This is a genomic window from Sphingomonas sp. Leaf257 (assembly GCF_001422185.1).
In the GTDB taxonomy this organism is placed as follows: domain Bacteria; phylum Pseudomonadota; class Alphaproteobacteria; order Sphingomonadales; family Sphingomonadaceae; genus Sphingomonas; species Sphingomonas yabuuchiae.
In genome coordinates this window covers 58,365-70,716 of sequence record NZ_LMMH01000004.1, presented here as the reverse complement: position 1 = coordinate 70,716, position 12,352 = coordinate 58,365, and the positions used below count along the sequence as shown (strand labels likewise).

Here is a 12,352-nt window from a genome sequence, read left to right as displayed (position 1 = left end):
CCCGTCTTCCGCGTCTTTGCCAAGGATTTCATCCCCCGTGTTCCATCGCATCCCACCCTTCGTCCTGCCGCTCGCCACGCTGGCGATGACCCTGACCGCCTGCGGCAAGGCGGAGGAAAACGGCCCCGCGGCAAGTTCCGCGGAAGCGCCGGTCAATTACGGGAACGCCAAGCCCGCGACGTCCAAGCCGTTCCGTACCGAGGCGATCGCGACGTTCGACGATCCCTGGGCGCTCACCTTTATCGGCAACGACCGCATGCTGGTCACCGAAAAGCCTGGCAAGCTGTGGCTGGTGACGAAGGCGGGGGCCAAGACCCCGGTCGGCGGCGTTCCGACGGTCCATCATGAAGGGCAGGGCGGCCTGCTCTTCGTCATCGCATCGCCGACCTTCGCACAGGATCGGCAGGTCTATCTGACCTATGCCGAGCCGGGCGAAGGCGGCGACGGGCTGGCCCTCGCGCGCGCGACGTTGATGGAGGGGGCAGGGGGCGCTTCGCTGGCGAACCTGTCGGTCATCTGGCGGCAACTGCCGCGCGGTGCTGGGGGACAATTTGGCGGCTATATCGCCTTTTCGCCGAACGGGCAGTATCTGTTCCTGACGGTGGGCGAGCGGCAGCGTTTCACCCCGGCGCAGGACCCCGATCAGGCGCTCGGCAAGATCCTGCGTCTGACGCTCGACGGCAAGCCCGCGCCCGGCAATCCGGCGGCGGGCAGGACCGGCGCGACGAGCATTGGCATCATCGATCCGCCCGAGGATACGGTCGCCGCCGCCACCGCCAAGGTCCGGCAGGCGACGATGCCCGCGCCCAACCTGACCCCGGCCGAAACCTGGGTGAGCGGCCTGCGCAATCCTTACGGCCTCGCCTTCGACGATCAGGGGCGGCTGTGGGAAACCGAGATGGGGCCGAAGGGCGGCGACGAACTCAACCTGATCGAACCCGGCGCCAATTATGGCTGGCCGCTGGTCTCCTATGGCGACAATTACAACGACAAGCCGATCCCCCGTCCCGATACCAAGCCGCAGTTCCGGCAACCGGCGCTCTATTGGAACCCGGTCATCGCCCCTGCGGGCTTCACCTTCTATCGGGGCAACATGTTCCCCGAATGGCGCGGTTCGGCCTTTGTCGGGGGGCTGGGATCGAACCTGCTGGTGCAGATCACGTTCGACGGCATCAAGCCACGGGAAGCGGCGCGCTGGGACATGGGGGCCCGCATCCGTTTCGTGATGGCCGGTCCCGATGGCGCCTTGTGGGTGTTGGAGGATGGCGATGGCGGCCGGTTGCTGCGATTGTCATCGCGACGCTCGGCGTAAGTCGCCGGATCGCCGGGCCGGAGAAAGATCGCCCGGCGGTCTTACCCGCGCTTGTTGATAGGCACTGTCCGTTCCCGCTCTTCAGGGCGGGGCGGGCGGTCGTCATTCCCCGCTGCCCGGCAGCGGGCTGGGACGTGCGACCCGACAGATGGTCCGTCCTGCCATTCTGCAACCGGTCGCGGTCATAGGCATTCTGTTCCATGAGCACGGTGCCGATAGTGATCGATTAATGAAATCTGTCAGGCCCGAAAAATCGCTTGGACAGCATGTTGTCCGATGCGGCACCTTCGCTCCCATAGGAACACCGGTTGGAAGAGGACACCGACATGGCCGATTACGAACAGCCCAAGGGCAGCGGTTGCCCGATGGGCGGCAAGGGCGGCGGCGAGGTCAAGGCGCGGTCGCTGCTGGGGCGGACCAACAAGGATTGGTGGCCCGATGCGCTGCCGATCGACATGCTGCACCAGCACGGCATCTCGCCCGATCCGATGGGCGAAGATTTCGACTATGCCGAGGCGTTCAACACGCTCGACTATGCCGCGGTCAAGGCGGACCTGCTCGCGCTGATGACCGACAGCAAGCCCTGGTGGCCGGCGGACTATGGCCATTATGGCCCCTTCATGATCCGCATGGCCTGGCACGCCGCCGGCACCTACCGCGTGACCGATGGGCGCGGCGGGTCGTCCTCGGGTCAGCAGCGTTTCGAGCCGCTCAACTCGTGGCCGGACAACGGCAATCTCGACAAGGCGCGGCGCCTGCTGTGGCCGATCAAGCAGAAATACGGCAAGCATATCAGCTGGGCCGATCTGTTCATCCTGGCGGGCAATGTCGCGATCGAGAGCATGGGCGGCCCGACCTTCGGTTTTGCGGGCGGCCGCAAGGATGTCTATGCGTCGGAGGGTGACACCTTCTGGGGCGCCGAAGAGCTGTGGGTCGACGAAGGTGCGCAGACCCGCATCACCGAGGAACTGCCCGAGCTCGAAGGGCCGCTTGCCGCGATCCAGATGGGCCTCATCTACGTCAATCCCGAAGGTCCCGGTGGCAATCCCGATCCGCTGACCTCGGCGCGCGACATGAAGGCGACGTTCCAGCGCATGGCCATGAACTCGGAAGAGACGGTGGCGCTGACCGCCGGTGGCCACGCCTTCGGCAAGGCGCATGGTGCAAAGCCCCCCACGGGCTTCAAGAACCCCGCCTCGGAAGCGATCCACCAGCAGGGTCTCGGCTGGCTGACCGACAGCGAGGAGATCGGCCAGGGCCATATCACGACCTCGGGCATCGAGGGTGCCTGGTCGAACAATCCGACCCGGTGGACCGGCGACTATCTGCGGCTGCTGTTCAAATACGACTATGAGCTGACGCAGAGCCCGGCGGGTGCCAAGCAGTGGACCCCGGTCAACCCTGATCCGGAGGACATGGCCCCCGACGCACGCGACCCGAACAAGCGCGTGCCCACGATCATGACCACCGCCGACATGGCGCTGAAGATGGATCCCGAGTTCCGCGAGATCGCGCTGCGTTTCCGCGACGATCAGTCGGCGCTCGACGATGCGTTTGCCCGGGCCTGGTTCAAGCTGACCCACCGCGACATGGGGCCGAAGATCCGCTATCTTGGGCCGGAAGCTCCCGAAGAGACGCTGATCTGGCAGGATCCCGTGCCGGAAGGCACCGCACCGTCGGATGCGGCCGTGGCTGCGTTCAAGGATGCGGTGCTGTCCAGCGGATTGACGGTCGCGCAGATGGTCAAGACCGCCTGGGCCTCGGCGTCGACCTATCGCCGGTCGGATCATCGCGGCGGCGCCAACGGTGCCCGCATCGCGCTGGCTCCGCAGAAGGACTGGGCGGTCAACGAGCCCGAACAGCTCCAGACGGTGCTGGCAAAGCTCAACGAACTGCGCGGCGACATGTCGCTGGCCGATGCGATCGTGCTGGCGGGTTCGGCGGCGGTCGAGAAGGCGGCGCGTGATGCCGGGTTCGACGTCAGCGTTCCGTTCCTGGGCGGTCGCGGCGATGCGACGCAGGAATGGACCGATGTCGAGAGCTTCAAGTGGATGGAGCCGCAGGCCGATGGTTTCCGCAACTATCTGAAGACCCGCAACCCGGTGAAGACCGAGGAGCTGCTGCTCGACCGGGCGGCGTTGCTGGGCCTGTCCGCGCCGGAGATGACCGTGCTGGTCGGTGGCCTGCGCGTGCTGGGTGCCAACTTCGGCGATGCGCCGGAAGGCGTGCTGACCGATCGTCCGGGTCAGCTGACCAACGACTTCTTCGTCAACCTGCTCGACAATGATACCTTCTGGGATCTGGTCGATGCGTCGAGCGACGAGAAGTTCATCGGTTACGACCGTGGCGGTCGCCAGGAAAAGTGGCGCGCGACGCGGACCGACCTGATCTTCGGCTCCAACTCGCAGCTGCGCGCGACAGCCGAGGTCTATGCCGAGAACGGGCATGAGGAAAAGTTCGTGCGCGACTTCGTGCGGGCTTGGGTGAAGGTGATGAACGCCGATCGCTTCGACGTGACCGCCAAGCCTGTGTCGGCCAACCAGGCCAGCTAAGCCCGTCGATTGCCTTGCGGGGGCGCGGTGCGCCGGACTTGGGTCCGGGCACCGCGCCCCTTTTTCATGTCTGCTGCGCTGTCCGATAGGGGGAGGGGCAAAGAAACGACTTCGTGCGCGTCGATACGAATGCTATCCCGAGGTTCGATCAGAGGATGATATGACGCAAATTGCTGGTTCCGGCGAATATGTTATCGATGAGGTGCAGAAGATCGTCCGGGCGCATGTCCCCGGGGCGACGTGCGCGCTGCTGGACTATGGCAAGCGGATCGGATGCGGTGAACTCGACGAGCACGGCAATCTTCACGAGGTGCGGTGGCTGCGTCGCGAGCTGGACGACGAACAGGTCGCCAAGGATGCCGAGCGCATGGCGCGCCAGATCGCCGAGGCCAATTCCGGCTGATTGGGGCTTGAGCTCTCCCCCGAGCGTCAACATGCGCCCTGTCTTTCCCTCGCCCCATAGAGGGGAGAAGGAAGAAAGCAGCAATGATGACCATGGATCTGACCCCAGAGCCTGATGACCTGAGATGAAACCACCCCTCCCCTTCAGGGGAGGGGCCGGGGGTGGGGCGCTTCCACAAGCACGGCGTTCGTGGAAAGGCCCCACCCCAACCCCTCCCCTGAAGGGGAGGGGCTCACGTTGCTTCAATGTAATGCTGTCCCGCTTCAGGCGGCGATGGCATAGCGTCGGCAGTGTTCGAGATAGCCCGTTTCGTGACTGCCGGAGAGCGTAATGACGCTTTCCCAGAGCCATGACGGTGTGTCGAGCGCACCGCTCCGATCCGCTTCGATCATCGCCAGCCATTCGGAGCGGGCGGCCGCGTCCATCTGGCGCGCATGGGCGGTTCCGACCACGAAAGCCAGGTGTCGGGCGGCGCGAACCGCCTCGCCCTGGCTAAATTGATCCACCTCCAGCTTCATGTCGTGCGGGGTCAGTTCGCGGATGAAGAGCGAGCGGTCCAGCATCGTGACGGGCATCATCCGCTCGCCGAGATAGGGGGACAAATGACGGGCCGCGGTCACCACCCGTTCCGCAGGGTCGCTCGGCATTTCCGCGCCGGGCGCTGCGGGGGCGATGGGAGCGGTCGCCTCCTTCAGATCGACCAGCGCGTACGACCAGTTACCCTTGCGCGTCCGGAGCGCCACGATCGCGGCGTAGCGCAGCAGGCCGAGCGAACTGCACCCCTTCATCCAATAGGCAGCGTCGACCAGCCGGACTTCGCGGTCCTGCGGCTTGCCCTTCAGCGACAGCACCATGGCACCGACCCGTTCGTCGGCGAACAGCGCGGTCAGTGCCTCACGCTCCTCAGGCGACAACTCCCAGAATTTCTTGCCCAGCGGGATAAGCGGTTCGACGGCGTCCAGCCTTTCCTTGGCCAGATGGCGCCAGCGCCGACCCAGGGCCTCACGCTCGACGCTGCGGACGATCTCGGAGTCGAGGTCGGGATCGTCGCGATCGGGACCGCGAAAGGCCGTGGCATAGCCTTCGACCATCGCCTCCATCATGCGCATGGTCACGACACCGGGCAGGTCAGAGCCGCGCGCCGCCGTGGCCAGCGACAGGCCGAGCCGGATGAGGTCATGGGCGGGGTTGCCGATTACGGCCTGATCGAGATCGCGGATCTGGATTTCTACCGAGCCATGGCCATTGGCGACCGGCCCCAGATTGCCCAGATGGCAGTCGCCGCAAATCCAGATCGCCGGTCCCTGCGGCACCCGCCGCGCCGTCTTGGATGCAGCCAGCCATTCGTAGAATTTCGCCGTGTTGCCGCGGACATAGGCATGGGCGGATCGCGCCATCTTCAGCGTACGACGGGCTTCGAGAATGGCATTGCGATCGGCGGGAAATGGCATGTGTGACGGGACCTCGAACGAGTTACTTCACGACAACGCGACGGCGCGCCGAAAGTAACAAAACATTGCTGGCGGCGCGATTTGGGCTGTCGCCACACAAGCGATATCGGGCCGGCACAAGCACCGGGTTGCGGTACGCTATATCGTATCATACAGCGGCGGCTTCATGTCGGTCCCCTTTGAAAGTGCTGCCTTGCAGACCAAGCGTGCTCCCCTTCTCGGCCTTTTGCTACTGACGACGGCAGGCAGTCTGACTGCGCAGCAGCCCGCGCGCCTGCCGCCGACATTGCCATGGTCCGGGAAGAGCGAAGCCCTGGTCGCAAAGGCGGGCGATCCCTGGATCACCCCGGTCGAGGCATCGGGTTTCCGGACGACGCCGCGTTATGCCGAGGTGAGGGCATGGCTCGCACGTCTGCAAGCGGCGTCGCCCCTCATCCGCGTCGAGACGTTCGGCCGCACCACCCAGGGGCGCGAGATGATCTATGTCCGCGCCAGCAAGGGGGGGGCGGGCAAGCCCGTCGTGCTGGTGCAGGGCGGCATCCACTCGGGCGAGATCGACGGCAAGGATGCCGGGCTGATGTTGCTGCGCGATATTGCGCTGCGCGGGAAGGACAGCCTGCTCGATCAGGTCGATCTGGTGTTCGTGCCGATCTACAATATCGACGGGCATGAACAGAGGAGCGCCTACAACTATCCGCATATCCGGGGCCCGGCCGAAAAGGGGCGGGACGCCAATGCGCGCAATATCGACCTCAATCGCGATTACGCCAAGCTGGATGCGCCGGAATCGCGCGCGATGATCGGCCTGATCCGCGCGCTCGACCCGATCCTCTATATCGACTGTCATGTCAGTGAAGGCTTCGACATGCAGTATGACGTGACCTTTACCTATGCCGGTTGGGGCACCTATGCGCGGCACCGTGCCACCGCCGACTGGCTGGAGGGTCGCTTCGGTCCGGCGGTTTCGGCCGCGCTGACGGCGGCGGGGCATATTCCGATCATCTATCCCAGCCCGATCGATACGCGGCACCCGGAAAAGGGCATACGCTACAGCCCCGAAGGGCCGCGCTATTCGACCGGCTATGGCGATTTCATCGGCATGCCGACCGTGCTGGTCGAGAACCATATGCTCAAACCCTATCGTCAGCGCGTTCTGGGGACCTATGTCCTGCTGGAAGCCGCGCTGAAGGTCGCCGCCACCGATCGCGCCCGGATCGCGGAGGCCAAGGCGGCCGACCGGGCGAGCCGCCCCGCCGAGTTGCTGACGCGGTGGAAGCCCGCCGCCGCGCCGATCGGCTGGATCGAGAATTTCAAGGGCGTCGCATTCGACACCTATCGATCACCCGCCTCCGGGCGCGACGAGCAGCGCTGGCTGGGCAAGCCAATCACCTTCCGGATGCCGATCGTTGGGCAGCAGCCGGTCGAGAGCGTTCGCCTGCCCAAGGCCTGGTGGATTCCGCCCGAGCAGACCGAGGTGATCGAACGGCTCCGCCTGCACGGCATCCGGTTCGAGACAATACAGGCGCCGCAGATCCGCAAGCTCGACCGGGTCCAACTGATCGACCCGAAATTGTCGCAGCCCAATGAGGGACGCTATCCGATCACCGCACGCTTCGCCCATGCCAGTGTCGAGCAGGAGATGCCGGCGGGCAGTGTCCGTGTTCCGGCCGATCAGCCGCTGGGCTTGCTGGCCGCCGCCCTGTTGGAACCCGAAAGCCAGGACTCGTTCCTGGCCTGGGGCTTTTTCCCGGAGATGCTGGCACCGGCGCCCAATACCGACGGCTATGTGCTCGCCGCTCTGGGAGAGCAACTTCTCGACACCGATGCCGATGTGAAGCGTCGCTTCGAGAAGAAGCTCGAGGAAGAGCCGGCCTTCGCCGCCGACGCGGACGCCCGGCTGGCCTGGCTTTATGCCGAGGCCGGGCCGGGGCATCCCTATCCGCTTCGCTACCCGATTGCGCGCGAGGTGGACTGACGCGCGGCGTCAGACCGCGCGCGCCCGCTCCTCGACGATACGCTCGAGCATCGACAGCGGCATCGCACCCGCTTCCAGCACGTCGTGGAAATGCTTCAGGTCGAAACGGCTGCCCGCGATCGCCTTGGCCTTTTCGCGGGCCCGCAGCCAGGCGGCGTGGCCGATCTTGTAGCTGCAGGCTTGGCCGGGCGAGACGCAGTAGCGCTCGACCTCGCGCTGCGAACGGCCGGGGGCGAAGCCGACCGTGTCGACAAGATATTTGGTCGCCTGTTCGTGCGTCCAACGCTTGGTATGGATGCCCGTATCGACCACCAGTCGTGCGGCGCGGAACAGGAAAGACTGGAGATAGCCCGCGCGCTCGACGGGTGAGGCATAGCCGCCCAGCTCGTCGGCCAATTGCTCGGCATAAAGCGCCCAGCCTTCGAGATAGGCATTGAAAAAGGCGATCTTGCGCAACGGATGCGTCGGCGCACGCTGGGCGGTCGAGATTTGAAGGTGATGGCCCGGCACGCCCTCGTGATAGGTCAGGCTGGGCAGCGTGTATTTGAGCCAGTCGTGGACGTTCTTGAGGTTGATCCAATAGATGGCCGCACGCGAACCATCGAGCGGGGCGCGGAAATAATAGCCGTTGGGCGCGCCGTCCTGGATTTCGGGCGCGACGCGGCGGATCTCCAGCGCGGCATTGGGCGGGTTCGTGAACGCCTGGGGCAGGCGGGCTTGCATCGCCTTTACACTGGCATTGAGGCTGGCGAGCAGTTCGGCACGTCCGGCGTCGTTATCGGCGTATAGCTGCGCAGGCTGGCGGTTGAGCTGATCGAGGCGCGCACCGACGCTGCCTTGGGTCAGACCCTGGCCGCGCAGGATCGTGTCGAGCTGGGCGGTGAGCTCGGCGACCTGTTGCAGGCCCATGCGATGCACCGCATCGGGTGACAGGGTGGTGGTGGTCGCCTGGGCGAGCGCCGCAGCATACATCGCCTCGCCATCGGGCAGCGCCCAGATGCCCGCGGCGCTGCGGGCCGAGGGGCGCAGCGAGCGCAGCAGGGCGATCTGGCGGTCGAGCGCGGGATAGACCTGTTCCGCCACGATCCGGGTCGCGCGCGCCTTCCAGTCGCCACCGATATTCGCCGCGCCGGCGCGGCGGGTCAGCGCCTGGACCAGCTGGCTGTCGGCGGCGGCGGGGGAACGGAGCTTCGCCATCTGGCCCAGCGCGAGGTCGAGCGAGAAGTCGGGCGCCAGGCGACCCTTGGCGGCTTCACGCCGCTGCACGTCGGTTTCGTTGTCGAGCTGACGCCCCATCAAAGCGAGCCGGTCGAGATAGGCCTCGGCATCGTCCGCGGTCTTCACCGGATGGGTCGAGGCCAGGAAGTCGGGCAGCGAGAAATACACGCCGTCCTGCTGCGAGATCGGATAGGGGCCCTGGGGCGAGGCAAGGCCGAACTGCTCCGGGCCGATCATGTTCGATTTGATGTTGTAGAGCACGACCTCACGATCGATCCGCGCCTGGGGCGATAGGGAGGCGGGGTCGACGGCGGTGACGAGCGCGAGCGCCTTGCGGCTGCGGGCCAGGTTCTTGGCAATGGCGCCGTAGCTGTTGTCGCCCAGCTGGTGGCGAAGGTCGGCATTCCGGCCGGTGTCCAGACCTAGCGAGGTCGCGAATTCGGGCGACTCGCGCACCGTCTCCGCCAGGACCTGATCGAAGGCGGTGTTCAGGCGCGCGTCGCCAGACGTCTGCGCGAAGGCGGACCGCGTGGGCAACATGGTCAGCCCGGCGGTGGCCGCGCCGGACATAATGAAGTTGCGACGATCCATGCCGTTTTTCCCCGTTATAAAGCTATTTACGGGAAGCTAGGCGACAAAGTGGCTGCTGGGCAAGCGGGCATCTGATGCGGATCGTCTGTGTAAATACCGCTCTCTCCCCTCTGTGAGGGGCGAGGGAGGCGTGCGTTTGGAGGGCCGACGGTCAAACGCCCGTATGACCACGCACCATGAATGCCGGTCAGTCCGCCGCCACAGGCTGCTTCGGCTTGACGTAGCGGTCAAGCCAGTCGGTCATCTGCCACAGTGTCTCCTCGGTCGATTCCAGCGCGCGATAGCCGTGCGGTTCGTTCGGTAGGACGACATAGCGGACGGTCGCGCCATTGCCCTTCAGCGCGGCGTACATCCGCTCCGACTGAATGGGGAAGGTGCCGCTATTGTCGTCGGCACCGCCATGGATGAGCAGGATGGGCGCCTTGATCCGGTCCGCATAGGTGAAGGGGCTCATCTCGGTATAGGTCGGCGTCGCCTGCCAGTATGTGCGCTGCTCGGCCTGGAAGCCGAACGGGGTCAGGGTGCGGTTATAGGCCCCTGACCGCGCGATCCCGGCGCGGAACAGGTCGGTATGGGCCAGCAGATTGGCGGTCATGAACGCGCCATAGCTATGGCCGCCGACCGCCATGCGGGTCCGGTCGGCGACGCCCAGCTTCACCACCGCGTCGACCGCCGCCTGCGCATCCTCGCGCAGCTGTTTGACATAGGTGTCGTTCGCCTCCGCGCCGCCCTCGCCGATGATCGGCATCGCCGGATTGTCGAGGATCGCGTAGCCCTGGGTCAGCAGGAACAGGTTGCTGATCCCGCGCGGCCGCACGAAGCGATTGCCCTGGTCGACCGTCTGTCCGGCGACCTTGGCGTCAGTATATTCGGCCGGATAGGCCCAGAGCAGCGTCGGCAGCGGCCCGTCGCGCTTTGTATCGTAACCGGCGGGCAGATAGAGAGTAGCCGACAGCGGCACGCCATCGGCGCGATTATAGGTGATCGTCCGCTGGGTGACGCCCGCGAAGACGGGGGCAGGGTCGGCAAAGGTGGTGATCGCCTTCGCCCCGCCGCCCTTGACGGTGCGGATCACGTAATTGGGGGCGAGCGTCGCGCTCTCCCGCCGGGTCAGGATGCGTTGGCCCTTGTCGTCGAGCATCGCGACGACCGGTTCGTAATAGGGGGCCTTGGCGGTCCAAAGCCGCTTCTGCTCGCCACCGGCCAGCGTCATGGTGGCGAGGAACGGGAAGGCTCCCGCCTTGGTCGCGCCGTCGCCGGTGACATAGATGCCGTCATGTCCGGGCGTGAAGCGCATCACCGGCTTGCCCGCCGCATTCTCCATCAGGATCGGGCGGCCCGGATCGCCATATTGATCCTGATAATTGCGGGTCAGCAGCATCCGGCTCTGCCCCGGCCGCGACGGTGCCACCGCCAGGCGGTGCTCGGTGCGGCTGCGCCATTCGCGGTCGACGACCATGGCGAAGCCGTCATCGCCCCACATCGTCGTCGCATAGCGCGCCGGGGTCTGGGCCAGTTCGACCGGCGGGGCGTCGAAGGGCGCGGCCTGCATCATGACCTTGTCGTGGAAGGCGATCTTCACGCGCGGGTTGCCGCCGTCCAGCGCCTCGGCCCAGACCAGGGTCGCGGGCGCGTCGGACCGCCACTCCGCCTCTCGCGGGCCCTTTACCGTCGCATCGAAATCGACCGGCAGGTCGTCGGCGAGCGGGCGGTCGACGAGCGTCCTTACCGACTGTCCATCGATGGTCGAGACCGCGATTTCGGTCGGGAAGAAACGGGCGGGCAGCAGATAGGAATAGGGCCGCTTCAGCCGCTCGGTCAGCAGGTAGCGGCCATCGGGCGAGACGCTGAAATCACGGATCAGGCCGGGCGTGCCGATCGGCCGGGCGGTATCATCCAGGCCGATGCGGACGAGCTGTCCGGTGAAATAATGGTCGAACAGAGCCTCGTCATGCGCATCGCCGAGCAGGTCCTCATAGGTGCGCGCAGCCGATGTCCGGCCGCTGCTTTCCTGCACGATCTGGCCGGTCGGCGTCGTCGCGGCGGGGGGCGGTGATCCACGCCCGGCGGGAACCGTATAGGCGACCAGCGACCGGCTGTCCGGCATCCAGACGAACGGCGTGCCGAAGGCGCCGTTCAGCCCCCGTGCGACCGCCCGCGCCCGGCCATCGCGCTCGGCGACCCAGAGCGACAGGCCGTCCGTATCCTGCGCATAGAAGGCGAGGCGGCTGCCGTCGGGCGACCAGTCCGGCGACGCGAAGCGCATTCCGCTGGGCAACTGGACCGCGACGGTCCGGCCGCTGCCGATGTCCTTGAAGCTCAGCGCGTTCAGCCATTGAACGCGGACCTCGGCCTGGCCGTTGGTCACGGGATCGATGCGATAGCCGCCGAGGCGCAGGATCGGCTTCGACAGATTGGCGATCGCCGGCAGGTTCTCCCGCCCCAGGATCGCGAGCGTGCGGTGGTCGGGGCTGACCGCGACGGCCGGGGTCGGCGGGTTTTCCAGCGCCTTGGCGATGGCATCGGGTGCGCGGTGATAGGTGGTGCCGGGCGTCTGCGCATGGGCAGTGGTGGCAAGCAGCAGAGCGATCAGGCAGGCACCAGCGCGCATTCGTAACCCCTTATGATGAATGGCGGATCATGTGCCACGGGCGCGTCGGGCCTGCCAGTCCTTTCGGGGTTTGCGGCAAGGCCAGAGGCGATAAGCATTTGCATGCGGCGCATAACCGCCTAGACGGCGCCATCCCCGGGGGGCCGCTGATGCGCTGTTGAGAGGTGGGCAGCAGCCCATGACCCGCTGAACCTGATCCGGGTCATACCGGCGTAGGGAGGGTACGCGGCTCTTCCGTC

The 12,352-nt window shown here is 66.1% G+C and carries 7 protein-coding genes and 1 riboswitch; of the genes, 4 read left to right on the top strand and 3 right to left on the bottom strand.

Features of this window, described 5'->3' with window-relative positions:
- Window positions 1-37: 37 nt before the first annotated feature.
- From ASF14_RS05240 to ASF14_RS05230, 3 genes are all read left to right on the top strand, one after another.
- Window positions 38-1,312 (top strand): PQQ-dependent sugar dehydrogenase, encoded by a 1,275-nt coding sequence (locus tag ASF14_RS05240; protein WP_236696935.1) that lies wholly within the window; start codon window positions 38-40, stop codon window positions 1,310-1,312.
- 326 nt (window positions 1,313-1,638) lie between these two features.
- On the top strand, window positions 1,639-3,864 hold the full coding sequence (gene katG / locus ASF14_RS05235) for a catalase/peroxidase HPI (RefSeq protein WP_056432793.1): 2,226 nt from the start codon (window positions 1,639-1,641) through the stop codon (window positions 3,862-3,864).
- A 160-nt stretch (window positions 3,865-4,024) separates the two neighbouring features.
- On the top strand, window positions 4,025-4,267 hold the full coding sequence (locus ASF14_RS05230; protein WP_056432663.1) for a hypothetical protein: 243 nt from the start codon (window positions 4,025-4,027) through the stop codon (window positions 4,265-4,267).
- 263 nt (window positions 4,268-4,530) lie between these two features.
- On the opposite strand, the gene ASF14_RS05225 is transcribed toward ASF14_RS05230, so the two are convergent.
- Window positions 4,531-5,718, bottom strand: a complete 1,188-nt coding sequence (locus ASF14_RS05225; protein WP_056432660.1) for a DUF2252 family protein — start codon at window positions 5,716-5,718, stop codon at window positions 4,531-4,533.
- A gap of 193 nt (window positions 5,719-5,911) precedes the next feature.
- Between ASF14_RS05225 and ASF14_RS05220 the strand changes: the two genes are divergently transcribed.
- Window positions 5,912-7,693 carry a M14 family metallopeptidase gene (locus ASF14_RS05220; protein WP_443025759.1) on the top strand — a complete coding sequence of 594 codons (1,782 nt, stop codon included), beginning with the start codon at window positions 5,912-5,914 and terminating at the stop codon, window positions 7,691-7,693.
- Window positions 7,694-7,702: 9 nt separating this feature from the next.
- Here the strand turns inward: ASF14_RS05220 and ASF14_RS05215 are convergent, their stop codons facing one another.
- Both ASF14_RS05215 and ASF14_RS05210 read right to left on the bottom strand, forming a co-directional pair.
- Window positions 7,703-9,502, bottom strand: coding sequence for a DUF885 domain-containing protein (locus tag ASF14_RS05215; RefSeq protein WP_056432655.1), 1,800 nt, complete (start codon window positions 9,500-9,502; stop codon window positions 7,703-7,705).
- A 187-nt stretch (window positions 9,503-9,689) separates the two neighbouring features.
- A complete protein-coding gene (locus tag ASF14_RS05210) occupies window positions 9,690-12,113 on the bottom strand; it encodes a S9 family peptidase (RefSeq protein WP_056432653.1) in 2,424 nt (807 codons plus the stop codon).
- Between the two features lie 126 nt (window positions 12,114-12,239).
- Window positions 12,240-12,349: riboswitch (TPP riboswitch) on the top strand.
- The last annotated feature ends 3 nt before the right edge of the window (window positions 12,350-12,352 follow it).